The 26946-nt window shown below is 63.5% G+C and carries 25 protein-coding genes; 19 read left to right on the plus strand and 6 right to left on the minus strand.

Annotation, left to right across the window (positions count from 1 at the left end):
* Positions 1 to 140: 140 nt before the first annotated feature.
* Positions 141 to 794 carry a hypothetical protein gene (locus LWF01_RS03455; protein WP_349639648.1) on the plus strand — a complete coding sequence of 218 codons (654 nt, stop codon included), beginning with the start codon at positions 141 to 143 and terminating at the stop codon, positions 792 to 794.
* Positions 795 to 1093: 299 nt separating this feature from the next.
* Here the strand turns inward: LWF01_RS03455 and LWF01_RS03460 are convergent, their stop codons facing one another.
* The gene (locus LWF01_RS03460) at positions 1094 to 1834 is read right to left on the minus strand and encodes a glycosyltransferase family 2 protein (protein WP_349639649.1); all 741 of its coding nucleotides are present in this window, start codon (positions 1832 to 1834) and stop codon (positions 1094 to 1096) included.
* A gap of 138 nt (positions 1835 to 1972) precedes the next feature.
* Here LWF01_RS03460 and LWF01_RS03465 point away from each other — a divergent pair, with 138 nt between their 5' ends.
* The gene (locus tag LWF01_RS03465) at positions 1973 to 3397 is read left to right on the plus strand and encodes a cryptochrome/photolyase family protein (protein ID WP_349639650.1); all 1425 of its coding nucleotides are present in this window, start codon (positions 1973 to 1975) and stop codon (positions 3395 to 3397) included.
* A 235-nt stretch (positions 3398 to 3632) separates the two neighbouring features.
* On the opposite strand, the gene LWF01_RS03470 is transcribed toward LWF01_RS03465, so the two are convergent.
* Both LWF01_RS03470 and LWF01_RS03475 read right to left on the minus strand, forming a co-directional pair.
* A complete protein-coding gene (locus LWF01_RS03470) occupies positions 3633 to 3851 on the minus strand; it encodes a hypothetical protein (RefSeq protein WP_349639651.1) in 219 nt (72 codons plus the stop codon).
* Between the two features lie 65 nt (positions 3852 to 3916).
* Complete coding sequence (locus tag LWF01_RS03475) at positions 3917 to 4780, minus strand: manganese catalase (protein WP_349639652.1); 864 nt, start codon at positions 4778 to 4780, stop codon at positions 3917 to 3919.
* A 308-nt stretch (positions 4781 to 5088) separates the two neighbouring features.
* Here LWF01_RS03475 and LWF01_RS03480 point away from each other — a divergent pair, with 308 nt between their 5' ends.
* Entirely contained in the window at positions 5089 to 5379 is a 291-nt protein-coding gene (locus LWF01_RS03480) for a hypothetical protein (RefSeq protein ID WP_349639653.1), read from the plus strand.
* A 159-nt stretch (positions 5380 to 5538) separates the two neighbouring features.
* Here LWF01_RS03480 and LWF01_RS03485 read toward each other — a convergent pair whose 3' ends face one another.
* The gene (locus LWF01_RS03485) at positions 5539 to 7236 is read right to left on the minus strand and encodes a cation:proton antiporter (protein ID WP_349639654.1); all 1698 of its coding nucleotides are present in this window, start codon (positions 7234 to 7236) and stop codon (positions 5539 to 5541) included.
* Positions 7237 to 7273: 37 nt separating this feature from the next.
* Positions 7274 to 8986, minus strand: coding sequence for a dolichyl-phosphate-mannose--protein mannosyltransferase (locus tag LWF01_RS03490; RefSeq protein ID WP_349639655.1), 1713 nt, complete (start codon positions 8984 to 8986; stop codon positions 7274 to 7276).
* A gap of 156 nt (positions 8987 to 9142) precedes the next feature.
* On the opposite strand from LWF01_RS03490, the gene LWF01_RS03495 reads away from it, so the two are divergent.
* The 7 genes from LWF01_RS03495 to LWF01_RS03525 all read left to right on the plus strand — a co-directional run bounded on the left by LWF01_RS03495 (position 9143) and on the right by LWF01_RS03525 (position 16095).
* Positions 9143 to 9478: a DUF4190 domain-containing protein gene (locus LWF01_RS03495; RefSeq protein WP_349639656.1), complete on the plus strand. Its 336-nt coding sequence runs from the start codon at positions 9143 to 9145 to the stop codon at positions 9476 to 9478.
* Positions 9479 to 9642: 164 nt separating this feature from the next.
* Positions 9643 to 10131 (plus strand): DUF4190 domain-containing protein, encoded by a 489-nt coding sequence (locus tag LWF01_RS03500; protein ID WP_349639657.1) that lies wholly within the window; start codon positions 9643 to 9645, stop codon positions 10129 to 10131.
* 8 nt (positions 10132 to 10139) lie between these two features.
* Positions 10140 to 10997: a 16S rRNA (cytidine(1402)-2'-O)-methyltransferase gene (gene rsmI / locus LWF01_RS03505; RefSeq protein WP_349639658.1), complete on the plus strand. Its 858-nt coding sequence runs from the start codon at positions 10140 to 10142 to the stop codon at positions 10995 to 10997.
* Between the two features lie 37 nt (positions 10998 to 11034).
* A complete protein-coding gene (metG, locus tag LWF01_RS03510) occupies positions 11035 to 12579 on the plus strand; it encodes a methionine--tRNA ligase (RefSeq protein WP_349639659.1) in 1545 nt (514 codons plus the stop codon).
* A gap of 15 nt (positions 12580 to 12594) precedes the next feature.
* Positions 12595 to 13551: a TatD family hydrolase gene (locus tag LWF01_RS03515; RefSeq protein WP_349639660.1), complete on the plus strand. Its 957-nt coding sequence runs from the start codon at positions 12595 to 12597 to the stop codon at positions 13549 to 13551.
* Positions 13552 to 13729: 178 nt separating this feature from the next.
* On the plus strand, positions 13730 to 14827 hold the full coding sequence (locus LWF01_RS03520) for a resuscitation-promoting factor (RefSeq protein WP_349639661.1): 1098 nt from the start codon (positions 13730 to 13732) through the stop codon (positions 14825 to 14827).
* A 113-nt stretch (positions 14828 to 14940) separates the two neighbouring features.
* A complete protein-coding gene (locus LWF01_RS03525; RefSeq protein WP_349639662.1) occupies positions 14941 to 16095 on the plus strand; it encodes a resuscitation-promoting factor in 1155 nt (384 codons plus the stop codon).
* A 66-nt stretch (positions 16096 to 16161) separates the two neighbouring features.
* Here LWF01_RS03525 and LWF01_RS03530 read toward each other — a convergent pair whose 3' ends face one another.
* Positions 16162 to 16614 (minus strand): SRPBCC domain-containing protein, encoded by a 453-nt coding sequence (locus LWF01_RS03530; protein ID WP_349639663.1) that lies wholly within the window; start codon positions 16612 to 16614, stop codon positions 16162 to 16164.
* A 123-nt stretch (positions 16615 to 16737) separates the two neighbouring features.
* Between LWF01_RS03530 and LWF01_RS03535 the strand changes: the two genes are divergently transcribed.
* The 9 genes from LWF01_RS03535 to LWF01_RS03575 all read left to right on the plus strand — a co-directional run bounded on the left by LWF01_RS03535 (position 16738) and on the right by LWF01_RS03575 (position 26876).
* The gene (locus LWF01_RS03535; RefSeq protein WP_349639664.1) at positions 16738 to 17574 is read left to right on the plus strand and encodes a helix-turn-helix domain-containing protein; all 837 of its coding nucleotides are present in this window, start codon (positions 16738 to 16740) and stop codon (positions 17572 to 17574) included.
* A 181-nt stretch (positions 17575 to 17755) separates the two neighbouring features.
* A complete protein-coding gene (gene groES / locus LWF01_RS03540; protein ID WP_349639665.1) occupies positions 17756 to 18049 on the plus strand; it encodes a co-chaperone GroES in 294 nt (97 codons plus the stop codon).
* An 83-nt stretch (positions 18050 to 18132) separates the two neighbouring features.
* Positions 18133 to 19743, plus strand: a complete 1611-nt coding sequence (gene groL, locus LWF01_RS03545; protein ID WP_349639666.1) for a chaperonin GroEL — start codon at positions 18133 to 18135, stop codon at positions 19741 to 19743.
* An 83-nt stretch (positions 19744 to 19826) separates the two neighbouring features.
* Positions 19827 to 20768 carry a pseudouridine synthase gene (locus tag LWF01_RS03550; protein ID WP_349639667.1) on the plus strand — a complete coding sequence of 314 codons (942 nt, stop codon included), beginning with the start codon at positions 19827 to 19829 and terminating at the stop codon, positions 20766 to 20768.
* Positions 20769 to 20807: 39 nt separating this feature from the next.
* A complete protein-coding gene (locus tag LWF01_RS03555) occupies positions 20808 to 21755 on the plus strand; it encodes an alpha/beta hydrolase (RefSeq protein WP_349639668.1) in 948 nt (315 codons plus the stop codon).
* A gap of 272 nt (positions 21756 to 22027) precedes the next feature.
* Complete coding sequence (guaB, locus tag LWF01_RS03560; RefSeq protein WP_349639669.1) at positions 22028 to 23551, plus strand: IMP dehydrogenase; 1524 nt, start codon at positions 22028 to 22030, stop codon at positions 23549 to 23551.
* Positions 23552 to 23637: 86 nt separating this feature from the next.
* On the plus strand, positions 23638 to 24531 hold the full coding sequence (locus LWF01_RS03565) for an AAA family ATPase (RefSeq protein ID WP_432761982.1): 894 nt from the start codon (positions 23638 to 23640) through the stop codon (positions 24529 to 24531).
* Position 24532: 1 nt separating this feature from the next.
* Positions 24533 to 25663: a vWA domain-containing protein gene (locus LWF01_RS03570; RefSeq protein ID WP_349639670.1), complete on the plus strand. Its 1131-nt coding sequence runs from the start codon at positions 24533 to 24535 to the stop codon at positions 25661 to 25663.
* Entirely contained in the window at positions 25656 to 26876 is a 1221-nt protein-coding gene (locus LWF01_RS03575; RefSeq protein WP_349639671.1) for an XdhC family protein, read from the plus strand. Before LWF01_RS03570 ends, LWF01_RS03575 begins: the two co-directional genes overlap by 8 nt.
* The last annotated feature ends 70 nt before the right edge of the window (positions 26877 to 26946 follow it).

A 26946-nucleotide genomic window follows, 5' to 3' on the forward strand; every position in this document is an offset into this window, starting at 1 on the left:
CCCTGACGGGCCGGCGTGTGCGATGTGCGTGGGCGGAAGCCGAGCTGACCCAGGCGCTCCTCGAAAAGCAATACGGTGTGTTAGTCTGGCGGAAGCTTGTCAGCAGTACACTGTATTAGTGCCGATTGAGGGGCAAGGAAATGACCGCGAGCTGGAATCAGCGTCGTTTGGCCAAGCGGGTGAAGCCGGGCGATGGGCGCCCACTCAAGCCGTTCCGTTGGTGGCAGATGACGCGGCGCTCGGTGTTGTCGATCACGCTGGAAGATGGCACGCAGCAGGTTGGCTTCACCGTCGAGGTCAGGCACGGAGGTGACCTCAAAACGGGCGAGATAATGGCGAGGTTGTACCGCGATGGTCAACTCGACGCCGAGTCCAAAGTTCCCGCGCGTTTCCCGGTTCCGGGTGGGCATATCGAAGTTCGTACAAGCGAGGCGGGCATGCGTCGCTGTCACTTCGTCGCAGACGACGGAACGGAACGCCAGCTCATGCCTGATCCTCGATCGGCGGAGGGGCGTCGTATGCGTTTCGCACGTGAGCGTCCGATCGCGAGTGGATTGATTGGTGCTGTGTCGGTGCTTCTGTTGCTCATCGGAGTAGGCCTCAACCTGCTCCAGATCGCAGAACCGATCTCCGAGATTCCGCCGATCGCCGACACGATTGGTACCTTCCGATCCCCGTTGCACTTGCCGCTCGAACTTAACCTCGCGCTCGGACTTGGGGCGGCGGCCGGCGCCGTGGAGCGCGCGATGCGGATGCGCTACCACTGGCTCCTTGACAGTGGCGCCGGCACCTGATGCGCCCCAGTGCCTGTGTTCCGCGTTGACCTCGAAGATCGGGATCGCTCAGCCGGAGCTGGGCAGCCGTCCCTGCTCGTGTCGGCGGAAAGCTGCGTGCCCTTACCCGGCAGAACCTGCTCGACCGAGATGCCGTTGACAACGGTCAGCAGGAACCGTGCTCGGCGCGAATGGCCTGCGTCGGCTCGACTGCGATGTAGCGCTCGTGCATAGTGAGCCAGGCATGGCATGAACCCGACATACACGTCGCGTTCTTAGGTCGGCAGGGAGAGTCGCGCGCGTGCCAGCCACGATTGTGACTACGTCGAACGTCGTCGTGCGGCCCATCTTTCCCAGGGGCGCTCGTCACGCCAGTTCACCCGGACTGTTTCGATGCCACGGCGCAATCGCACCGAGGTCCCTGCCCTGAGTGGCCGAGCCGACATGCCGACCCAGATGGCCGGCGCGAAGACCACGCGGTCTTGAGGGCGGACCCGAAAGCTGAGGTCCAAGTCGTCGTGGACATCAGGGCCCAGATGCAGGTCGCACCTCACCTGGTTCCACCACGACGTCCGGAACGCGAGATTGGTGCCGAACAGTGGTGGATGACCAAGGGCGAGCCCGGTGGCGCAGACATAACCGCCGTTATAGAGAAACGACGCGACGCTGCTGATCAGGTTCGGCATCCCGTAGAAGTGTCCTGGTCCGGATACCGCCACGGCATCGTCGTGCCGGTCAAGGTGGGCCAGGAGCTTGTCGAGCCAGTCAGCACCGGGAAGGGTGTCGGCATCTGCGCGTACGATGACTCTGCCCGTCGCAGCGTTGTAGCCTGTGGCAGCTGCGAAAGGTATGCCGATGCGCGATTCCTGCAGCACGCGGGCACCCCGGTCACGGGCAAGGCGCGCACTGTCGTCGCACGAGGCGTTGTCGACCACGATCACTTCGTCCGGAGTCCGGGACTGCTGGTCGAGCGCATCGAGGAACCGGCGAAGGTGCACAGCATCATTGCGTACCGGAACGACAACTGAGCACCTGGGAGAGTCGCGTTGCTGCTGATTCATCACGCGCCCCCCATCCACGTCAGGCACGCAGGATTATTCCGACAAGCTTGTAGGAAGAATCTCTCACAATCAAGGGCGGGTAGGCAGGGCGGAACGGCACTGTGGAATTCCAGCTGCGATGCCGCATAGATTGTGTCCATGGGGACAACAGTCGTCTGGCTGCGGGACGATTTAAGGGTGGCGGACAATCCGGCACTGTACGAGGCTGCTCGACGCGGCGGGCAAACTGCCGTGCTGTTCGTGTTCGATGAATCGTCGGACATCCGTCCGCTTGGCGGGGCGGCTCGATGGTGGATGCACTATTCGTTGCAGTCCCTCGATGCGCAGTTGCGCGAAATCGGCGGCCGCTTGATCCTTCGTCGTGGTGTTGCGGTCGATGTCGTTAAGCAGCTGATCGTCGAAACCGGCGCGAAAGCAGTGCTGTGGAACCGGCGCTATGGGCTGCACGAACGTAATGCCGACTCCGGCCTGAAAGATTGGTCGCGGGACAACGGCATCGATGCGCAGAGTTTCCAGGCGAACCTGCTATTCGAGCCGTGGCAGGTGCAGACCGGGCAGGGAGAAAACTATAAGGTCTTCACCCCCTTCTGGCGCGCCTGCCTCGCGCAGCCGGAACCACGGGAGCCGGTACCAGCGCCGTCATCGTTGAAGGCGGTGAAAATGGCCGGAACCGAAAAGTCCGACCATCTGGACACCTGGGCACTGCTGCCCACCTCCCCAGATTGGGCCGGTGGTCTTCGGTCCGAGTGGACACCAGGCGAGCCGGGAGCGCACCGTCGGCTTACTGAATTCTTCGACGAGCGGCTGATTGGATACAGCGAGGGCCGGGAGCGGCCAAGTCAGGAAAGCACAAGCAGGCTGTCGCCCCACCTGCGGTTCGGCGAAGTCAGCCCCTTCCAGATCTGGCACGCCGCGAGAACCAGCCGAACTGTCGGCATCGACGATGAGATTCAGACTTTTGGTGCTGAGATCGGCTGGCGGGAATTCTGCTGGCACCTGCTCTACCACAACCCACGTCTGGCCACGGAGAGTTATCGGCGGGAGTTCGACGCATTCGCTTGGGAGCACGACACGGCCGAGGAGGTTCGTGCCTGGTGCCGGGGCCGCACCGGTTATCCAATGGTGGATGCCGGAATGCGGCAGCTCTGGGAAACCGGCTGGATGCACAACCGGGTAAGAATGATTACCGCGTCATTTCTGACCAAGAACCTGCTGGTCGATTGGCGTGCCGGGGAACAGTGGTTCTGGGACACCCTGGTTGACGCGGATGCCGCCAACAATCCTGCCAACTGGCAGTGGGTAGCCGGATCCGGCGCCGACGCGGCACCCTATTTCAGGATCTTCAACCCAGTCACCCAGAGTATTAAGTTTGACTCTGCGGGACGCTATCTGCGGCGGTTCCTCCCGGAACTGACGGGCTTGGATGACGCTGCCATCCACCGGCCGTGGACGGACTCGAAGCGCGCTCCGGACTATCCGGAGCCGATCGTTGACCTGGCCGAGTCACGGCAGCGCGCCCTCGCTGCCTATGCGAAGGTGAAAAACCGGGGGACCGCCGGCTAGGCGGTATTCGTAATTATCCTGACCCTTGTCGGTGCTCGCTGTGTTGTGCAGGAGGCCGTCTCATGCGTGTACGTACGCGCTTGACTCAATGCGATCCCCGACCTTCATATGACAGGTATAGCCGCACGCCTGGTGCTGTACGCGGTCACTGAAAGTCAGTTAGTTCTCGGACAGCACCAGGCCTCGGTCGCGACACACTCGCCGATAACTTTCGTAGCGCCTGCGTTGTGGAAGGTTAGTTCTTTTCGTAGCCTCGCAAGGCTAATCCCAGGCCGAAGAAAGTTGGCGCCCACTGCCCGACGAAGATCCCCCAACGATCGGCGCGGTCTGTCCCGGCATTTTCGGCTTTCTTGCTGATCACCCACGAGGTGAATGATAGGGCGATCGAGGCGAACGCGGCAGCGTAGGCCCATTCGCTTTTGATCCCGGTCTCGTGCAGCTTCTTGACAATCATTTGAATCTCCTTAGTGGTGGTGCGGGTGGCTTTTGGTCGCTATCAAGTGCGCGGCAAGTCTGCGGCTATTTCAGGGCGTCTTTTGCTTTAGCAATTAAGCCTTCGGTTTCTTCCAGCACGCTAGTCCCGTAGAGCCTGGGGTCACCGGGTGCGAGTTCTGGCTCCTGCCCGTGGGCCTGGATCAAGGCGCTGGTGAAGTCACCGCGGCCGTCGGGTGCGGGGCCCGAGGCCCAGCGGCCATCGACGGCTTTCGCCCCATCGGAGGCGTGGATGAATGTGTGGGAGAACTCGTCGAATTCTTCTTCGAGAGGGAAGGCTTCGGGAACGGGCAACCCATCGAGTCCATCGGCTTTGAGTTCCTCGATCGCGGCGAGCCACTGCATTTGATGCATGTGATCACGGGTGACGAGCATCCGGATCATGTCCTTCACACCCTTGTCGTCGGTCATGTGGAAGAGTCGCGAGACCTGGAGTCGGCCCTGCATCTCGGCGGTTGCGTTGAGATAGAAATCGGCCATCAGGTTTCCGCTGGAGGTGACAAATGCACCGGACCATGGAACACCGTTGCTGTCTTGCGGGGAGGCGCCGCCGCCGTTGACAATGGTGTGCTGCGGGTTGGATCCGCCGAAAGCGGCGGACTTTTCATTTGTGCCGTCGGCCTCGTCCGGCGACAGTGGTGCCTTATCGAGGAGTTTGCCGATCATCGTCGTGATGATCTCCACGTGGGAAAGTTCTTCGGTGCCGATGGCCAGCAGCATGTCCTTGTACTTGCCGGGAAGGCGGCAGTTCCACCCCTGGTAGAGGTACTGCATCGCCACGGTCATCTCCCCCCATTTTCCGCCAAGTACTTCCTGGAGGCGACGAGCGAAAGCAGCATCGGGTGCTGCGGGGTTTGTTTCAAATTGCAATGCCTTGTTGTGCGTGAACATTGAGTCTCCCAAGTGGTGTCCGGCCCCGGAGTACACGAGACCGGGTATGGGGGCTGTACCCCAGACCTCGGCGAGCAAACATAGTCGCGCTAGTGTTCGACGCCATCACTGCCAGTGCGCACGCCGTAAATCGTGTCAGTCATCAGCACCCGGACTGTTCCTCACCGCCCTCAGAAACAGGAGCGTTCTTTTGATCTGTGACCTGAAATGTGGATTACAAGTGAAATCAATGGGTAGAAGCAAAGGAGTTGCGAAAGCGACGTCCAGCAACGGCGTCTTGCGAGCGACGTCTATGTATGGAGAAGAACATGAGTAACCCGACTTCTGATCACAACATCAATTCTGGCCCAGCCCGTCGGCTCACCACCGAGACCAAGGCTTCGACAAAGACCACCGAGTTCTACGTCTATATCGTCGTGGTCATTGCCATCATCATCACTTCCGCAGTGGCCGGCGGCAACAACGAGGAAGGCAACGGAGGAGCCGACGTTTTCGACTCCGCTCGCGCCATGATGTACATCACCTGGGCCACCATCGGCTATATGGTCTCCCGTGGCCTGGCCAAGTCCGGCAGTCGCGACCGCTACGACGAGAAGTAAGACACGCTGTCGCTGTGAGGGGCACGTAGCGCTTCGCACCTAACTATCGGGGAGGACCGCGCATGCGGTCCTCCCCGATAGTGTTTCGCGGTGCAGACAGTGGTCCGATAACCTGCCCACACGAGCCGGACACCAGCAACCATGGATCCAGCCGGCCTCCTACAGCCGGTCGATGCTCTGGGTATACGCGGCCGCCTCGGAGGCGTCGAGCCGCTCAAGTGCCGCTCGCATGGCCTCGTCATCGAGGCGGCCGGCGTCGCGTTCGGCGATCAGCGCCTGCCGCTGGGCCTTCGCCGTTCTGCGGCGCAGATTGTGCATCAGCTGAAGGGCATGCAGCCGCTCGCTTGTACGCTCGGCGCTCATCTCGTCCAGGTCGAGCGCCTGACGGACATGGATGCTCTGTGACAGGCGTTCGGCTATCTTGTCGATCACCTTCTGCTCGACGCCAGGGGGCGGCGATTTGCGGATGGCGTCCAGCGTTTCCCGGGCCGCCCGGGCGTTCACCGCGTCGGCATGCCTGCGCTGCGCGCGGTCGTGCTCTGCCTCGGCCGGGTCGTCCAGCCGAAGCTTCCTGATCAGGAACGGCAGGGTGAGTCCCTGGATCAGCAGGGTTCCAACCGCGACCACGAAGGCCACCATTTGGATCACCGCGCGGCCGGGGAAGTCCCCGCCGCCAAGGGTGGTAGCCGGAATACCTGCTGCCGCCGCCAGGGTGACGACGCCGCGCATCCCGGTCCAGGAGAGCACCACGTTCTCCTTCCACCCAAGTGTGGTGGCACGCGTGTTCCGCCTGGCCCGCAGTGCCAGGTTGTGCCACCAGGTGCCGGGTTTCCATCTGGCGGCCTGCCGGCGCGACCAGTACAGGACGACGCGCGACACGATCCCCATCTGGGCGACCCAGAGGATGCGGATCAGCAGCACGGCGATCAACACGAAACCCGCTGCGAGTAGCGTGCTGCCGATCGGTTCGCCTGCCGCTTCGACATCGGCGAACACGAAGCGCAGCTGCAGCCCGATATAGGCAAAGACGAACGCCTCGAGCACCAGATCCACCGCGTTCCAGATGTAGCGCTCCTGCAGCCGGGTGGCGAACCCGGAACGGGCGGCGTTGTGTCCCAGCGCGAACCCCGCGGTAATCACGGCGATCACGCCAGACCCATTCAGCTCCTCGGCGCTCAGATACGCGGCGAACGGCACGAGTGCCCCGAGCACTGCTTCCACGGTTGGATCGTCGAGCCGGGAACGCACCCAGGTCACCAGGCCGGCCAGTACCAGCCCGACCAGCAGCCCGACAACCGCACCGTAGACGAAGAACAGCACCGGATTCTCGATCAGCGGATGTTCGCCGACCACGGCTGCCGTCGTCACGGTGAAGAGGGTGAGCGCGGCGGCGTCGTTGACCAGGCTTTCACCGGTCAGAATCGACATCAGCCGCCTCGGCAGGCCGAGCCGGCGTCCGATCGCCGCGGCGGTCACCGCGTCCGGCGGTGCGACGACGGCGGCGAGCACGAGCCCGGTGGCGAGCGTCAGCTGAGGTACGAGGTACGAGCTGGCTACACCCAGAACGATCGTTGAGACCGCGATCAGCACGACGCCAAGCGAGAGGATCGGTCGCAGGTTGCGCTTGAAGTTCGGCACCGAGAAGTTCAGCGCGGTGCTGTACAGCAGCGGCGGCAGGACAATGCCCAGGATTAGCTCGGGGCTCACCTCGAGCCTCGGGATAACAGGTATTGCCGAAACGCCGAGGCCGAGGATGACGACCAGTAGCGGCGCCTGCCAGCCCACTTTCCGGGCGTAGGCGGTGACCGCGACTGCGCCGATCACGACGAGTAGCAGGACGATGTCGTTTTCGCTCATCGGCTCGCTTTCGATTGTTTGGTGCTTCTCAGCCGAGCTAGATCCAGGTCACGAGCCACATTCGCTCGTTCCAGCTCTGATATGGGATCACCTGCGCGGAGTAGATCGGATAGAAGTAGGCGAAGGTGATGACGATGATGGCGACGATCAGGCCGGCCGCAAGCGCTCCCCACAGTCGCCGCGCGGGCGGTGCGGGACGTGCGGTGAAGCGGCGCAGGAGCTCCGGCCCGACGGCATTCGCGCGTTGCTCCGGTCCGAGGATCAGGCCGAGCAGATAGGTGACGGCGAGCACCACGAACGGGGTGAACACGATGGTGTAGAAGGTGTAGATCGTGCGGTCCTGGTATTGGAACCAGGGCAGATAGCCCGCGGCGAACCCGGCGCAGATCGCCCCGGCGCGCCAGTCGCGCCGCAAAGCCCAGGCTCCGATGCAGACCAGCAGCGCGATGACCCCAAGCCACCACAGCATCGGATTGCCGAGCGAGGTGATTGCCGCCGAACACTTTTCAGCTTCGCATCCGGCGTCGCCGCTGCCGTACGACTCGTAGTAGAACGAGGTCGGCCGCCACTGCACCAGCCAACCCCACGGATTCGATTTGTATGGGTGGTCCGAGCTGAGCCCGACGTGGAAGCCGTAAGTGGTGAAATGGTAATGCGCAAGTGACACCAGCCAGTCGGGCAGCCAGTCGGCCGGATGACCGGGATGCTCCGCCGCCCACTGCCGGTCGTAACCGCCGCTCGACCTGATCCACCCGGTCCAGCTGGCGAGGTAGCTGAGCAGCGCGACCGGCACGATGGAGATGAATGCCGGGATGCCGTCCTTGATCGCGGTCGCCCGCAGATAGGGGATCACCCCGGCTGCCCGGCGCGCGCCGACATCCCAGAGCACTGTCATCAGGCCGAAGGCCACGATGAAGTACAGTGCCGACCACTTCGTGCCCAGTGCCAGGCCGAGGCACAGCCCGGCCACGATCCGCCACGGCCGGAGCCCGAGGCCGGGCCCCCACCAGCCCAATGTCCAGGTGGGCGTTCCGTCGTCCGCGCGGCGGCCGAACGGGTGTGCGCGATACCAGCCGGCCATGAGCCGGCTGAGTCGGATACGTGACTGATCGCGGTCGATCAGCAGGGCCCCGAACGCGGCAAGCACCCAGAACATCAGGAACACATCGAGCAGTGAGGTTCGTGAATGTACGAAGTGTTCGCCGTCGACTGCCAGCAGGATGCCGGCGGTCGCGCCGAGCAGCGTTGAGCCGAAGAGCCGGCGCGCGATCCGCGCGATCATCAGAATGGAAAGCGTGCCGACGACGGCCGCGGCGAACCGCCAACCAAAGCTGGAATCGGTGCCGAAGATCTTCAGCCCCGCCGCGATCATCCATTTGCCGACCGGCGGATGGACGGCGTACTCCGGTTCGTCGAGAAATATGTGCTGGTCGCCGTTTTCGAAACTATCGTTCGGTTCATCCGGCCAATTGCGCTCGAAGCCGCCGAAAAGATAGCTGTAGGCGTCCTTGACGTAGTAGGTCTCATCGAAGATCAGGGTGTGTGGCTCGCCAAGACGGAAAAACCTGAGCGCACCTCCGATCACAGCTATCGCGATCGGGAGCAGCCACCCCCACAGGGCGCTCTGAGCGCGGATGCCCAATAGTGTGAGCCTGAGTTCTGTTTCGGTCGGCCACCGGACTGCCAATTGTGACCGCCGTGGTACCTGCGCCCGCTCCGGCGTTCGCGGGGCGTTTGGCAGCAGATTCACGCTCGTTAGTCTAGGCGAAACTGCATTAGGGTAATGTTGACCGTCGAGATAGTGCCTTTTACGAACATTTACCGATGTGCTTAGCAGTGCTCTACTCTCACTGTACGATTGACCGAGTACCAGCTAAATTCCCCCGATACCTAGGAGCGTAGTTAAATGACTACCGATCCCTCAGCCCCGAACAACGATTCGCAGCAGTCCAACCAGGGACAGTACGGCGCATCCTACAACGCCGGCGGCTACGGAGCACCGGCTCCAGCCAAGACCAATGTCCTGGCAATCATCGCCCTGATCCTCGGCATCGTGGTTCCGATCGGCGGAATCATCTGTGGCCCAATCGCCCTGAAGCAGATCAAGCGGACCGGCGAGAATGGTGCCGGACTGGCTAAGGCCGGTCTGATTATCGGCATCATCCTGACCCTGGTCACCATCGTGTCCTGGATCATCGTCGGGGTCATGGCCGCCAACGCTCCCGAGCTGGCGACTTACTAAGACCGTCGGCTGACGATCCTTTCGATCGGATAAGCCAGCTGACGAGAGGCGTCGTGGAATTGTCCGCGGCGCCTCTCGTTTTGCCTCGATCGAAGTCGTTAGCTTCTTCCACCGGCTAGCAAGTACGGTTAGATCACGTCCTTAACGATCCAGAAGGAATTGCCATGTCCAGCAATGACCCGAACAATCCCTATGGCGCACCACAGCAGCCTGCGTATGGCGAGCAGCCGCAGTATGGCCAGCAGCCTGCGTATGGCGAGCAGCCACAGTATGGCCAGCAGCCTGCATACGGCGAGCAGCCACAGTATGGCCAGCAGCCTGCGTATGGCGAGCAGCCGCAGTACGGCCAGCCGGTCGCTTATCAGGCACCCGGGTATGGCTACCAGAACACTGCGCCTACCAACACGCTGGCCATTATTACGATTATCGCCGCCTTTGTGATGCCAATCGCCGGGATCATCTGCGGCCACATCTCGATGCGTCAGATCGCGCAGACCGGCGAGCAAGGCAATGGCTTGGCCAAAGCCGGACTGATTCTGTCCTACGTCTTCACCGGACTCGCGGTGCTTGCCATCCTCTTCTACATAATTGTCGTGGTCTTGATCCTGGGTGCAGCAGGCGCAGCAAGCACGTACGATCCGTCGTCGTACTAGGAGTCGGCGTGGCCGATCCTCAGACAGGCAGAATCGTTCTGGCTGGCACACCGATCGGCAACATCCTCGACGCACCGCCCCGTTTAGTGAACCTGCTGACCGGGGCGGACGTCATCGCCGCCGAAGACACCAGACGGTTCCGCAAGCTTGCGGCCTCGCTCGATATCACCGTAACTGCCCGCGTGGTGAGCTATTACGAGCACAACGAGACGAGCAGGTTGCCCGAGCTGTTGGAAGCAGTCGCCGCGGGCCAAACCGTTGTCGTGCTGACGGATGCCGGAATGCCCTCGGTTTCCGATCCCGGCTTCCGGATCGTGCAGGCCGCGGCCGAGGCGAACCTGACGGTGACCGCAGTGCCGGGCCCATCGGCGGTACTGACGGCGCTGGCAGTTTCAGGGCTGCCGACGGACCGATTCTGCTTCGAGGGCTTCCTGCCGCGTAAGGGTGGCGACCGGCGCCGCCAGTTCGGCGCGCTCGCCACCGAACCCCGGACCATGGTCTTCTTCGAGTCGCCGCACCGGTTGGCGTCGTCGTTGGAAGACCTGGCCACCGCCTTCGGCGCCGACCGTCGCGCGGCGGTGTGCCGCGAGCTGACCAAGACCTATGAAGAAACCAAGCGGGGCACGCTTGCCGAACTCGCCCAGTGGGCGGAGGCCGGAGTCAAGGGCGAGATCAGCATCGTGGTGGCCGGCGCCGAGCCGCAGGAAGCAGCGCGGGCCGACGACCTGGTGGATGAGGTGATGGCGGTTGCGGCCTCGGGAGTCCGGCTGAAGGATGCCGCGGCCCAGGTTGCCGCGACCGCGGGCCTGAAGACCCGGGAGCTCTACCAGGCAGTGCTGGCCCGCAAGGGCGATGACAGGTCCTGATAGTGGCAGGTTCAAATCCCGATAGAGTGGTTGCATCATGACGAAGACCCCGTATTACATCACCACGGCAATCGCGTACCCCAATGGAGATCCCCACATCGGGCATGCCTACGAGTACATCGCGACGGACGCTCTGGCCCGGTTCAAACGGCTCGACGACTACGACGTGTTCTACCTGACCGGCACCGACGAACACGGCCAGAAGATGCAGCAAACCGCGGCCAGGATCGGACTCACCGCCCGCGAGCTTGCCGACCGCAATGCGGAGGTCTTCAAGAAGCTCGACGCGGTGCTGGACATCTCGTATGACAGGTTCATCCGCACCACCGATGCCGACCACTACGAAGCCAGCAAGGCCATCTGGCTGCGAATGGTCGCCAACGGCGATATCTATTCGGATACCTATTCCGGCTGGTACTCGATTCGCGACGAGGCGTTCTACAACGATGGTGAAACCCAGATCGGCGAGGACGGAGTGCGCCGCTCGAAGGAAAGTGGCACCGAGGTCGAGTGGACCGAGGAAGAAACCTACTTCTTCAGGCTCTCCGCCTACCAGGACCGCCTGCTCGCCCACTATGAGAACAGCCCTGAATTCATCGGGCCGTCGACCCGTCGCAACGAGGTCGTCAGTTTCGTCAAGGGCGGACTGCGCGACCTATCGATATCTCGCACCACGTTCGAATGGGGAATCCCGGTTCCGGACGCGCCCGAGCATGTGATGTACGTGTGGGTCGACGCGCTCACGAATTACCTCACCGGCGTCGGGTATCCCGATGTGGACGGCGACTCGTTCAGGAAGCTCTGGCCCGCGGATCTGCACATCATCGGCAAGGACATCGCACGGTTCCATGCCGTGTATTGGCCGGCATTCCTGATGTCGGCCGGGCTCGAGTTGCCGAAACGCGTGTACGTGCACGGCTTCCTGTTCCATAAGGGCGAGAAGATGTCGAAATCGCTCGGCAATGTCGTCGACCCATTCGAACTGGTTGAGACATATGGACTGGATACTGTCCGCTTCTTCCTGCTGCGCGAAGTGCCGTTCGGGCAGGATGGCAGCTATAGCCATGACGCAATCGTTTCGCGGATGAACGCGGATCTCGCCAATGAGCTCGGCAATCTTGCCCAGCGGTCCCTGTCGATGGTTGCGAAGAACTGTGCCGGAGTGGTTCCGGAACCGGGCGAGTTCACCGACGCGGACAATGAGCTGCTGGCACAGGCCGATGCGCTGCTGGCAACCTGCCGCAAGGCGTTCGATGAGCAGAACATTCATCAGGCTCTCGAGGCGATCTGGAACGTGCTGGGTGCGAGCAACCGGTACTTCTCCGCCCAGGAGCCATGGGTGCTGCGCAAGACCGACGTCGCCCGGATGGCGACGGTGCTCTACGTGACCCTCGAGGTGGTGCGGGTCGTCGCCATTCTGGTGCAGCCTGTGGTGCCGTCGTCGGCCGGTAAGTTGCTCGACCTGCTTAGCCAGGCGCAAGATGCGCGCGATTTCGCCCACCTGGCGGATCGAATTGCCACCGGGATCGCGCTACCGACGCCGGTGCCGGTGTTCCCGAAATTCGTTGAGCCAGTCGAGTAGTTGAGCCAGCAGAGTATGGCGAAACCATCATCGCGTGCTGCGGGGGAGTACCCGGCAGTTCCCGAGCCGCTGCCGCATCCGATCGTCGACAACCACACCCACCTCGACATCGGCACAGGCGCGCGGCTGCTGGAAGCCGAGCGCGAGGAGTCAAGCAGCCCGGAAGTCGGCGGCCCGGAATCCGAGAACGCGGAAGCCGGTGGCCCGGAATCCGAGGACTCGGGCGAATTCCCGGGTCTCGACTGGTTCCTGACTCAGGCCGAGGCGGCCGGAGTTCCTCGCGCGGTGCAGATCGGTTGCGAGTTGCCGGCCGCGCGTTGGACAGCCGAACTGGTCAGCTCGACGCCCCAGCTACTTGGCGGCGCCGCGCTCCATCCGAATGAGGCACCAAGGCTCGCTGCGCTTGGCACCCTTGACGACGCGCTGGCCGAAATAGAGCACTTGAGTTCCGGACCGCGGATGCGGGTCGTCGGCGAGACGGGTCTCGACTACTTCCGCACGGGCGAGGAAGGGCTCAAGGCGCAGGAATATTCATTCCGGGAACACATCGGAATCGCCAAACGCCTCGGATTAGCACTGCAGATCCACGATCGGGAAGCGCACGACGACGTTCTCCGGGTCCTCGATGAGGAGGGGGCACCGGACATCACAGTGTTCCACTGTTTCTCCGGTGATCTCGAAATGGCTGAATTCTGCGCCGCCAAGGGGTGGTACCTGTCGTTCGCCGGAAATTCCACGTTCAGGAACGCCCATGATCTGCGCGCCGCGGCGGCGGTCGTCCCGCTGGCACAGATCCTCACCGAGACCGACGCGCCGTTCCTGACCCCGCACCCGCACCGGGGCATGCCCGGCGGCTCATACCTCACCGGCATCACCGCGCGGATCCTGGCCGAGGTACGGGGTGAACCACTGGAGGAATTCTGCCAGGCGGTCTGGAACAACAGCGAACGGGTCTACGGCAGCTGGGAGTAGCGCCAGGATTCCTTGCCGGCCAGCTTGGACATAAATGTCACAAACCGGTTACGATCAAGTGGATTTGCGGCCCTCCGGCGAAACCCGGGCGGCCGCTGCCTGAACCGCTTTGCACCATCCGTCGAATACCCGGCTCGTTCGGGTTCGTACCGATCGGGAAGTCTGTTACGTGAATTTCTTGTCCAGCCGTAAGTTCATGATCGGCGCCCAGACCCTGGTGATTGGCGCCCTCGTCGCCGGTTCGCTTGCCTTCATCGTGTTCAACAAGCCTGTATCGGTGTCGGTCGATGGCTCATCCGAGCAGGTGCGCACATTCGGCCGGTCCGTCTCGGATGTGCTCGAGGCAGAGGGTGTGGCCGTCGGCGCGCACGACTCGGTCTCACCGTCCCTGCAGACGAAGATCGACCGGAACAGCGAGATCGTGGTCCGGCACGGCCGCCAGGTTTCCCTGGCCGTCGACGGCAGACAGCAGAAGATCTGGACCACCGCGCTGACGGTGGACGAGGCGCTTGCGGATGCCGGCATCGATGCCGAGGGAGCGGAGCTGTCCGCGTCGCGATCCTCAGCCATCGGCCGGCAGGGCACGTCGGTGCAGGTCACCACCGCCAAGGAAGCCCGGGTTCTCGTTGACGGCAAGTCAGTCCCGGTCAGCACCACCGCCGCCACCGTCGGCGAGGCCCTGGACGACGCCAAGGTGAAGCTCGACGACGATGACGTGACGTCCGTTCCGGCGTCGGCCCCGGTGGTACCGGGTCTCACTGTTTCGGTGCTCCGGGTGACAACGGAGGAGGTCACCGAGAAGGAGACAGTCAAGCACGAGACAGAGACCAAGAAGGACAAGGAAAAAGACGAAGGCGAAAAGGCCGTGACCCAGAAGGGTAAGGACGGCGAGAAGACGGTGACCTACAAGACCCGATCCGTCGACGGTGAAACGGTTGAAAAGACGAAGGTCGGCGAAGAGGTCACCACGAAGCCGCAGAAAGAGATCGTGACCGTCGGTACCAAGAAGGAAGAGTTCCCGTCCAAAACCGGCACCAAGGCTGACTCGCTGAACTGGAAGGCGCTGGCCAAGTGCGAGTCCACCAACAACCCGAAGGCGGTCAACTCCAACGGTCACTACGGCCTGTATCAGTTCTCGCTGTCCACCTGGCAGAAGGTCGGCGGCTCCGGTAACCCGATCGATGCCAGTGAAGCCGAACAGACGTACCGCGCAAAGCTGCTGTACGACAAAGCCGGTGCCGGACAGTGGAGCTGCGGGCATTACCTGTTCACCTAACGGGATTGCCTAAAAGATCACGAACCGGTTACGATTGGTTGTCCGCTGAGTAACTCCCTCAACGTCGATGATCGGGAAACCCAACTGTGAAGTTTTTCTCCAACCGTAAATTTATGATTGGCGCGCAAGCCATCGTGATCGGCACCCTGGTAGCCGGTACCGCTGCTTTCGTCACTTTCAACAAGTCGGTATCCGTATCGATCGACGGCAAAACCGAGGATGTTCGCACCTTTGGCCGGACCGTCTCGGACGTGCTCGCGGCGCAGAACGTCAAGGTCGGCTCGCGCGACGAGGTTGCGCCGGCGCCGGACAGCAAGATTTCCAACGACACCGATATCGTCGTGAACCACTCCCGGCAGATCACCCTCAACGTGGATGGCCGGGAAAGCAAGGTCTGGACCACCGCCCGAACCGTGGACGAGGCGCTGGATGACGCCGGCGTCCGCGCCGAGAACGCAGAGCTCTCCGCTTCGCGTTCCAAGGCGATCGGCCGCGATGGCATCGACCTCTCCGTGAACACCGAGAAGCAGGTGCAGATTCTGGTCGACGGCAAGGCCGTCCCGGTCAAGTCAACGTCGGCCACCGTCGGCGACGCTCTCAATGACGCGGGCATAAAGGTGGGCAAGGACGACATCGTGTCGCTGCCTGCCGTCTCTCCGATTGTTGCCGGCGCGCCGATCAAGGTGCTGCGGGTGAAGAACGGCGAGGTCAAGGAGACCAAAAAGGTCGCACACGAAACCGAGACCAAGAAGGACAGCTCCGAGTACGAGGACTACAAGAAGGTCACTCGGAAAGGCGAAGACGGCACCAAGGAGATCGTCTACAAGAAGCGCGAAGTAGACGGCGAAGAGGTCGCCAAGTCCAAGGTCGAGGAAAAGGTCACCAAGAAGCCCGTGAAGGAAGTAGTCACGGTCGGTACCAAGAAGCGAAGCACCGAAAGCGACAGCCCCGAAAGCGACAGCAAGAAGAGCAAGAGCGACGACGGCGGAAGCGATAGCAGCCCGGATACCCCGAAGTCGAGCGAACCCTCGGGCAGTGTCTGGGACCGGTTGGCCAAGTGCGAGTCCGGCGGTGACTGGCACATCAACACCGGCAACGGCTACTACGGCGGCCTGCAGTTCAATGCTGGCACCTGGAAGGCCTACGGCGGCAAGGGAATGCCGCATGAGAACTCGCGCGAGCAGCAGATCGCCATCGCCAAGAAGGTCCAGAAAGCACAGGGCTGGGGTGCCTGGCCGGCTTGCACGGCAAAACTCGGCATCCGGTAGCCGTTCGGCCTGAGCCCCAACCCGCGCCGAGCCGGTCCTCCCGAACGGGAGGACCGGCTCGGTTCCTTACCCCATCGGCAGCGGCTTGCCGGTTTCGAGATAGGACTTCAGGCTGGAGAACAATAGCGGCCAGGTGCCTTTGGTCTCCTCATAGCCTGGATGGCCATCACTCCAGTTGTCATTGACGACTGTGAGCCTGGTCAGTTGGTCGGAAACCTGCTCAAAGCTGAAGTTCATCCGGCTGCTGCGCTCCTCGCCCTCCGTGTTGTAACTCGGGCCCGGTCGCTCGGTCATCGACAGCTTCTGCGGTTCGTTGACTTCAATGAATTCACCGGTGACATGCACGGTTCTTTCTCCGTCCTGGCCCGGGCCCACGTAGGCATAGTCGCTGCCGGCCGTCGGCGTGCCCTCCAGAACGCAACTCCACCAGACGGCCCGGACATCCTCGTCGTCGATGAAGGCGTCCCACACCCGCTGCTGCGGTGCGGTGATGTAGATGGTGTAGCTGATCGGTTCCATGCCTGCTCCAGTGCTGAATCGATAGGTTGAAAACAACTGACGCATTCACGCTACTCACTTACGCGTCGGTGCTACTTGCAATAATGCGACAGATGATGACTTACCCGGCTCACGGTGCCTGAAGTGCCACACAGCAAGGGGGTGCTCTTCCCCGGCCGGCAGCGCCCAGGACTGTCCTTCAAGCGATATTCGCCGGCCGCCGAGCTTGCCGACGTGGTGACGCATTATTGGATTCCGCGCTGGGATCTTCGCGGTAAGGAGCCGATCACCCAGGAGATAATCCAGTACCCGACCAGCAATCTGGTCGTCGAGCCCGAGCAGGCGGCGCTGTACGGCGTAACCCTGAGCCGGGGCACCAGGCGCCTGGCCGGCCAAAGCTGGGCGTTCGGAGCGATGCTGGCACCCGGCGCTGGATACGGTCTGCTGGGCCGGTCCCTCGTCTCGATCCGGAACGGACAGGCCGAACTGGATGGCAGCTTCGGCGAAGCCGTCCCGACCCGGAGCGCGGCAGGACTGGTCGCCGAGCTGCGCGCCGTTGGCGGTTCGGATGCCGACCTGATCCGGGTTTTCGAGCGCTGGCTGCTGACAAGAGAATCGCTGTGGGACGCGGAGACGGTCCGGTGTCGCCGCGAGGTGAACGACCTGGTGAAGGTGGTCGCCGACAACCGCGACGTCGTCCGGGTTGAGGAACTGGCCTTGCGGGCGAACCGCAGCGTGCGGGGCCTGCAGCGTCTCACGCGGGACTACATCGGCGTCAGTCCGAAGTGGATCATAAGTCGCTACCGGCTGCAGGAAGCCGCCTACGCCCTGGCCGAAGCCGGCGCGAGTGAAGCCGAGACGACGCTGACCGAGCTTGCCTTCAGGCTTGGATATGCCGACCAGGCGCACTTCAGCAGGGACTTCAAGAGCACGATCGGAATCGGTCCCCGGGAGTACCTGCGGCGTAATATTTTGCACTGATTTTGGCACTCGGGTTGCGTGAGTGCTAACGGCGTCCTAAAGTCTGTATTAGCACTCTCCTAGTGAGGGTGCTAACCCTGACGTGAGGGACTGACCGGCACCGCGACGACGGCCAGCGCCAATCGACAGGGCTAAGACATTGACCATTGAAATCGCTCACTCGAAGGGGGAGGTCCGAAAAGTGTCGGTCTCCATCAAGCCTCTTGAGGACCGGATCGTAGTTCGCCAGCTTGACGCTGAGCAGACCACGGCATCCGGCCTCGTCATCCCAGACACCGCCAAGGAAAAGCCCCAGGAGGGCGAAGTTGTGGCAGTCGGTCCAGGTCGTGTTGCTGACAATGGCAACCGCGTACCTGTCGACGTCACCGTTGGCGACAAGGTCATCTACTCCAAGTACGGAGGAACCGAAGTCAAGTACTCCGGCGAGGAATACCTGGTGCTCTCCGCCCGCGACGTGCTCGCGGTCATCGGTTAATCACCGAACAAACGTAAGCTGCCCCGGCGCTACCGGTCCGCCGGTGCCCGGGGCAGCGTGTTTCTAATAACTTAAGGAGCCAGATGCCAAAGACACTGGAATTCAGTGACTCGGCGCGGCGTAAGCTCGAACAGGGTGTTGACATCCTGGCCGACGCGGTCAAGATCACCCTTGGACCGCGCGGGCGCAACGTCGTATTGGATAAAAAATGGGGCGCGCCGACCATTACCAACGACGGCGTCACGATTGCTCGCGAAATCGAGCTGGATGACCCGTATGAGAACCTTGGCGCACAGCTGGCCAAGGAAGTCGCCACCAAGACGAATGACGTGGCCGGCGATGGAACGACGACGGCGACCGTGCTCGCGCAGGCACTCGTGCATGAGGGCCTTCGCAATGTGGCCGCCGGCGCAGCGCCTGGTGCGCTGAAGGCCGGTATCGACGCCGCGGTCGACGCGGTTGAAAAGCGCCTTGTCGCCAATGCTCGCGAGGTCGACGGAACCGAGGAGATCTCCCAGGTTGCCGCTATCTCCGCGCAGGATGCCGAGATCGGAACGCTGATCGCCAAGGCATTCGACAAGGTCGGCAAAGATGGCGTGATCACCATTGACGAATCGCAGGCCTCATCGGTCGAACTTGAGTTCACCGAGGGAATGCAGTTCGACAAGGGTTACCTTTCGCCATACTTCGTCACGGACCAGGATCGCCAGGAAGCTGTTCTGACCGATCCGTACATTCTGATCAACCAGGGCAAGATTTCGGCCATTGCGGACCTGCTGCCAGTGCTGGAGAAGATCCAGCAGACCGGTAAGCCGCTTCTGCTTGTTGCCGAGGACGTTGACGGCGAAGCGCTGTCGACGATCGTGGTCAACAAGATGCGCGGAATCCTGAACATCGCCGCGGTAAAGGCTCCGGGCTTCGGCGATCGTCGCAAGGCGATCCTGGAAGACCTGGCAGTTCTTACCGGCGGTGAGGTCATCTCGCCGGACCTCGGCCTGAAGCTGGACCAGATCGGTCTGGATTCGCTGGGCTCGGCACGTCGCGTCACGGTCACCAAGGACAACACCACGGTTATCGACGGCGCCGGCGAGCAGACGGCAGTTGACGGCCGGGTCGCACAGATTCGCGCCGAAATCGAGCGGACCGATTCCGATTGGGATCGGGAGAAGCTGCAGGAACGGCTCGCCAAGCTGGCCGGCGGGGTCGGCGTCATCAAGGTTGGTGCCGCGACCGAGGTCGAGCTGAAGGAAAAGAAGCACCGGATCGAAGATGCTGTTGCGGCGACGCGTGCCGCAATCGAAGAGGGCATCGTCGCCGGAGGTGGCGCCGCGCTGGTCCAGGCCGCGGCCGTGCTGGACGAGAGCGATCTCGGACTGACCGGCGACGCTCTGACAGCGGTTGGCATCGTGAAGCGTGCGCTCGTCGAGCCGCTGCGCTGGATCGCCACCAACGCAGGAGTCCAGGGGTACGTTGTCGTCGACAAGGTTCAGCAGCTTGAACTTGGTCATGGCTTCAACGCGGCCACGGGCGAGTACGTGGACATGATCGGGGCCGGCATCATCGACCCCGTCAAGGTGACCCGATCGGCTCTGCGTAACGCAGCGTCAATCGCGGCGCTGGTCCTGACAACCGAAACCCTTGTCGTCGAGAAGCACGAAGACGATGAGGACGAGGCACACGGCCACAGCCACTAAGTGGTTGACCGAACGAAAAGCGGGCCCGCAGCCAATCCGGCTGCGGGTCCGCTTTGTCGTTGGCTGTCGTCTAGGATTATTGAGTGCCTTCAGCTCCGCTGCCGATCCGCCACGGCATCAACCCGACCCGGCTTCGGCTCCCCGACGACGGCGTCTGGCCGACCGTCAGGGAGTATCTGCTGGACCGGTTTCCGGACCAGCCGGCGGCGATCGAGGGTCTCTTCGACGCCGGCGACATCGTGTACCTCGACGGCAAACCGCTCAGCCGGCATTCGCCCTTCCGGCGGGATGAATTCGTCTGGTACCACCGCGAGGTGGCCGCCGAGGAACGCGTTCCGTTCGAAGTGGAGACTATCTTCGAAGACGCCGAAATCCTCGTAGTGGACAAGCCGCATTTCCTGGCCAGCACGCCGAATGGCCGGTTCGTGATCGAGTGCGTCGTTACCCGGTTACGCCGGGAACGGAATGAACCCGATCTGGTCGCGATCCATCGGCTCGACCGGGTGACCGCGGGCCTGCTGGTGCTTTCCCGAAATCCCGCAACCCGCGGAAGGTACCAGCTGCTGTTCCAGAATCGTCAGATTCGCAAAGAGTACGAGGCGCTTGCTGGTTTCGACCCGGAGCTCGAATTTCCGATCACTGTGCGGAACCGGCTGGGCAAGCCGCCGGGAACCCGTCAGACACTCGTGCTCGACGGCGAACCGAACGCGGAAACCCGGATCGAGCTGCTCGAGCGCCTCGGTGATGTCGCCAGGTACCGGTTGCTGCCGCATACCGGGAAGACCCATCAGCTAAGGGTGCACCTCAATGCGCTCGGCATTCCGATCGTGGGGGACACGCTCTATCCGAACGAACGTGAGATTGCCCGTGACGACTATTCGTCGCCGCTGCAGTTGATTGCCCGCCGACTCAGCTTCGAGGACCCGCTGACCGGGGAGCCGCGAACGTTCACCAGCCGGCGCATGCTGCGAGAGCCCGGTGACCTCGCGGTCGGGCGCAGCGGCGACGCTGCTTCCCGGAGCTGAGCCCACCATCCGACAGTAGGACCGTGACGAATACCAGGCATGCAGAGTCTTTCGGGCCGGCAGAGTCTTCCGGGCGGGCAGAGTCTTCCGGGCCGGCGCGGGGTGCTCGGTTGCGCGATGGCGGCAATCGCGGCCGGGATGCTCTCGTCCTGTTCCGTGTCCTCCAGGAAGGACAGTCCGATGCGCTTTGACTACGGCGAGGATCCTTCGCAGTTCGCCGAGCTCTTCCTGCCGGAAGGCCGCCGCCACGAGGAGCTGATCGTCATCATCCATGGTGGCTTCTGGCGTTCAGGCTATGGTGCCTCGCTTGGTGTTCCACTCGCCGAAGACCTGCGCCGTCTCGGCTACGTGTGCTGGAACATCGAGTACCGCAGGGTGGGCAACGGCGGCGGCTGGCCGGCCACATTCGATGACGTTGCCGCAGCAATAGACGAACTCCGCGACGTGCGGGAAGAACATCCGGAACTCGGCCTCCAACTTGACCAGGTGATAACCCTTGGCCATTCCGCAGGAGGGCAGCTTGCGGTCTGGGCGGCGGGACGCGGCAAGCTGGCCGGTTCGGCGACCGCAGCCGCGGCCGGCTCGTCGGCGGACGACTCGGCGGCGCTTCCGGGTGGTGCGCCGCGGGTGGACGTTGCCGGAGCCATCTCGCAGGCCGGAGTGCTGGACCTTGCCCGTGCTCAGCGCGAGCGGGTCGGCGGTCGTGCCGTCTCCGATCTGATCGGCGGCTCTCCGGAGGGCCGTCCCGAGCGATACGCTGTGGCCGATCCCGCCGCCATCGTGCCGCTGGACGTGCCGGTGTACTGCGTGCATGCCCGGGACGACAACGAGGTGCCGTTCGACCAGTCGGCAGGATATGTCGACGCCGCGAAGTCGGCGGGCGGCCGGGCGCGCCTTGTCGAGGTGACCGGCGGCCACTACGACGTGATCGATCCGCAGACCGAGGCTTGGCAGGCGATCGTCGACCTGCTGGCCGACTGGGGCTGAAGACGCAGAATCAGCAGCCGCAGTGGCGGTCGGACCGACATTTGCAGGGGCTTACCGGCCAGTAACCCTCGACATCTCACGATGCGAGCGGAATCCAGCGACCGCAACGGGCTAGCACCTGCAATTGTCGGCTGGTCATGGCTGCAATTGTCGACTGGTGTGGGCTGCGTCTCATCCGGAATGAAGTGCCTGCCAACGGGCGTTAGCATGGTTACTTGGGAGCTCTCAGTGGGAGCAGCGGACACAGCTTACGATGGAAGGTAGACGGCCGAGTGGGCGACACCAGCAGTACTGAGCAAGCGAACGATCCCTTTGCCTTTGTGGGTTTGACCTATGACGATGTGTTGCTGCTGCCCGGCGACACCGACGTCATCCCGTCCGACGCCGATACCGGCACGAGACTCACCCGCAATATAGACATCCAGATCCCGTTATTGTCTTCCGCGATGGACACCGTAACGGAGTCACGGATGGCGATCGCGATGGCGCGAATCGGCGGAATCGGCATCCTGCACCGCAATCTTTCGGCCGAGGAACAGGCCGGTCAGGTAGACCTGGTAAAGCGTTCCGAATCCGGAATGATCACCGATCCGTTGACGATCGCCCCCGAGCGCACCCTGCTCGAACTCGATGAACTGTGTGCCCGGTTCCGGGTTTCGGGGCTACCGGTAACCGATCCTGACGGCGTTCTGCTCGGCATCGTGACCAACCGGGACCTGCGCTTTGTGCCAAAGGAAGACCACGTCACCAGGCTGGTCGGCGAGGTGATGACCCGGATGCCGCTGATCACAGCACCCGTCGGCGTCGCCCCCGAAGACGCGCTGGCTCTGCTTGCCAAGCACAAGGTGGAGAAGCTCCCGCTCGTCGACGAGGCAGGCCGGCTGAAGGGCCTGATCACTGTCAAGGATTTCGTGAAGAGCGAGAAGTATCCGTTGGCGACTAAGGATGACGAGGGCCGTCTCCGGGTCGGCGCCGCCATCGGATTCTTCGGCGACGCGTACGAGCGGGCCGGGATGCTTGCCGACGCCGCCGTCGACGTCATCGTGGTCGATACAGCCAACGGCCATGCCCGTGGCGTGACCGATATGATCCGGAAGCTCAAGTCGGACTCGGCGTTCAACAATATCGACATCATCGGTGGCAATGTGGCGACCCGCGATGGCGCCCAGGCGCTGGTCGATGCCGGCGTCGATGCGGTGAAGATTGGTGTTGGCCCCGGCTCGATCTGCACCACCCGGGTCGTGGCCGGTGTCGGCGTCCCCCAGGTCACCGCAATCTACGAAGCTGCGAAGGCGGCGAAGACGGCAGGCGTCCCGGTCATCGGCGACGGCGGCCTGCAGTACTCCGGCGACATCGCGAAGGCGCTCGTAGCCGGCGCGGACACTGTGATGCTCGGCTCGCTGCTCGCCGGCTGCACCGAAAGCCCCGGCGAGCTGATCTTCGTCAACGGCAAGCAGTACAAGTCGTACCGGGGCATGGGCTCGCTCGGCGCGATGGCACCGCGGAACAAGAAGTCCTATTCCAAGGACAGGTACTTCCAGAGTGACGTCGTCGGCGACGACAAGCTCATTCCGGAGGGCGTCGAAGGACGGGTGGCCTACCGTGGCGAACTGGCCCAGGTTGCCCACCAGCTTGTCGGCGGCTTGCGGCAGACGATGTTCTATGTCGGCGCGCGATCGATTCCTGAACTGAAGTCCAAGGGCAAGTTCGTCCGGCTGACCTCTGCGGGCCTCAAAGAAAGCCATCCGCACGATATCCAGATGACCGTCGAGGCGCCGAACTACACGGTGCGCTGACTTCGGCAGCCCTCCGCGGGCACCTGACCTCGGCGGCTATTGAGTGGTTGGTGGGCTTTTCCGTGTCCGGGTCCTAGTCTTGAAGCGTGACCCAGATCACCGGAAGTGAGATCTCATCAGGCGCCGAGCTCGGGGCCAGGCTGCAGACGGTCGGGTACCTGAGCGACGATGGCCTGTCCACCATCGCCTACCTCGCGCTGGCCATGCATCGACCGCTGCTGCTTGAAGGCGAGCCCGGCACCGGGAAGACGTCGCTCGCCGACGCGCTGGCCGAATCTCTTGGGCTGCCGCTGATCCGGCTGCAATGTTACGAGGGCATCGACGCCACCCAGGCGCTCTATGACTGGGACTTCAGCAAGCAGATCCTGCACCTGCGCGCGCTCGAGGCGGTCGGGGCCACGCAGCGGGCCGAAGAGGTCGAACGTTCATTGTTCGACGAACGATTCCTGCTGGCCCGGCCGATCCTGCGAGCGTTGCGGGAGAGCCCGGCCGTACTGCTTGTCGACGAGATCGACCGGGCCGACGACGAGTTCGAGGCGTTCCTGCTCGAGGTGCTCTCGACGAACCAGGTGTCGATCCCCGAACTCGGAACCATCCGAGCAGCGCACCCGCCGATCACGGTGCTGACATCGAATCGCACCCGGGAGCTGCATGACGCGCTGAAGCGCCGCTGCCTCTACCACTGGATAGACCATCCAAGCCTCACCAGGGAGTTGGCCATCCTGCGTGCCCGGCTGCCCGGCGTCCCGGAGCGGCTAGCGGAACAGCTGGTCGCTGTGGTAGCCCAACTCCGTCATGGCGGTGACCTGCTGAAGCCCCCGGGTGTGGCCGAAACCCTGGACTGGGCGCAGGCACTCGTGCACCTGGGCCGCACGGAGCTTGACCTGGACGCGGCCGCGGCCACCGTGGGTGCCGTCTGCAAGTACCGGGAGGACGCCGATCGGGTGCGCGCAATGCTTGGCCGACTGCTGGCGGCATGAAATGCGAACCCACGCCGGCAGCGGACCTCTTGCCCGTGCCGCCTCGAATCCGCCCGAGGCCGTGCTGCTGGGCTTTTGCCGCGCCCTGACCGCGGCCGGGCTCCCGGTCACCGCCGACCGCACACATGTTTTCGTTGACGCCGTAGCCCGGTTGGGCTACGGACGCCGTGAGCACGTGTTCTGGGCCGGCAGTGCCACGCTGTGTTCCGGCCCGGAGGAACTGGCGCGGTTCGGTCGTACCTTCGATGCCTGGTTCACGGACTCACCCGAAACGGCCACGACAAGACGCCAGGACGCGGTCCGGGTGGCCGAGGCGGGGCTGGACCCAGGGGAGGGTACCGGCGACGGTCAGGCACAGGTTGCGATGCTTGCCTCAACCGACGATGTGCTCGGCCGGCGCGATGTCGCCGAACTCAGCGCGGCCGAACGAGAGTTGGTCAACCGGCGCTTCGCCTCCCTCACTGTGCCGCTGCCCACGCGGCGCGCACTGCGCACGATTTCGCATCGGCGTGGCGCGATCGATCCGGTCCGAACCATGCGCGAACAGCTGCGCCGAGCCGGTGAGCCCGGCCCGCTGAAGTACCGCCGCCGTCAGGTGAAGACCCGGCGCATCGTGCTGCTGATCGACGTGTCCGGGTCGATGCGCAACTACGCCGACTCGCTGCTCCGGCTGGCTCACCAGGTGGTGCGCGCGGCGGGCCGCGACGCGGAGGTGTTCACCATCGGCACCCGGCTGACCCGGGTGACCCGGGAGCTGCGCACAGTCGATGTCGACCGCGCTCTGTTGCTGGCCGGGCAGGCCGTTCCAGACTGGGCCGGCGGAACCCGGCTGGGCGAGGTGCTTGCCGCATTCGTGGATCGCTGGGGACAGCGAGGAATGGCGCGCGGGGCAGTGGTTGTCGTGATCAGCGACGGTTGGGAACGCGGCGACCCGCGCCTGCTTGGCGAGCAGCTGAGCCGGCTCTCCAACCTGGCCCGGCGGCTGATCTGGTCGAACCCGCACCGCGGCAAGCCCGGCTACGTACCGGTGCAAGCCGGCATCGCGGAGGCGCTGCCGTATTTGGATTCATTGGTGGCTGGACATTCGCTAGCCGCCTTTGCCGAGCTCCTGGAGTTGATTGGCGATGCGTGATGTGTTGGACGAACTGTTGGCGGTCTGGCGCGACGGCGAGACAGCCGGCGTGGCCACCGTCGTGCGAACGATGAAGTCAGCGCCCCGGCTGCCAGGTGCGGCGATGCTCGTGACGCCAGACGGCACCGCCACCGGCTCGGTATCCGGCGGTTGTGTCGAGGGCGCGGTTTACGAGTTGGCCACCGACGTGGTGTCCACCGGGCGGCCGGTGCTGGAAAGGTACGGGGTGAGCGACGACGACGCCTTCGCCGTGGGCCTGACCTGCGGCGGCATCATCGACATCTTCGTCCAACCGATATCCAAGCGCACCTTCCCGCAACTGGCCGATATTGCCGGGGACATTGCAGCGGGACATCCCGTCGCGACAGCCACCGTGATCGGCCACCCGGACGAGTCGTGGCACGGCCGGCACCTGGTGGTGTGGCCCGATCGCGTCGCCGGTTCACTCGGCTCCGACCGGGCCGACCAGGCGGTCACTGACGACGCCCGCGGCCTGCTCGCCACCGGCCGGAACGCCACCTTGACCTATGGGCCGGATGGCGAGCGACTCGGCGAGGGGATGGAGGTCTTCGTCTCGTCGTTCGCGCCCCGGCCGAGAATGCTGATCTTCGGCGCCATCGACTTCGCCTCCGCACTCGCACGGCAGGGCGCATTCCTCGGTTATCGGGTCACTGTGTGCGATGCCCGCCCGGTGTTCGCCACACCCGCACGGTTCCCGGATGCCGACGAAGTCGTTGTGCAGTGGCCACACCTTTACCTGCAGTCCGAGCTGGAGGCTGGCCGGATAGATCGGCGGACGGTGCTTGCGGTGCTCACTCATGACCCGAAGTTCGACGTTCCGCTGCTGCAGGTCGCGCTGACCGCGGACGTCGGATTCATCGGCGCGATGGGTTCCCGCCGCACCCACGATGACCGGTTGGGCCAGTTGCGCGATCTCGGCGTGACCGAGGAGCAACTCGAGAGGCTTGCCAGCCCGATCGGCCTGGACCTGGGCGCGCGGACCCCGGAAGAGACATCCGTGTCGATCGCGGCAGAAATCATTGCCCAGCAGTGGGGTGGCAGCGGCGAGCGGCTCAGCCGGCTGCCCGGGCGGATCCATCATGACCAGGAGGCTGGAGACGAGCTGAAGGAGCAGGATGGCGTTGGTCCGGATGGCGGTGCCGCCCGGCAGCCGGGGCGGGTTGAACCGGAGGCGGTGGTTCGCTTTCATTGAGAAATCCGGCAAACAGTGTAATGTGCGTCACATCCTGGTTCCGGCATCGGGATCGGACATCTGGGCAACG

The organism is Saxibacter everestensis, from assembly GCF_025787225.1.
GTDB lineage: Bacteria > Actinomycetota > Actinomycetes > Actinomycetales > Brevibacteriaceae > Saxibacter > Saxibacter everestensis.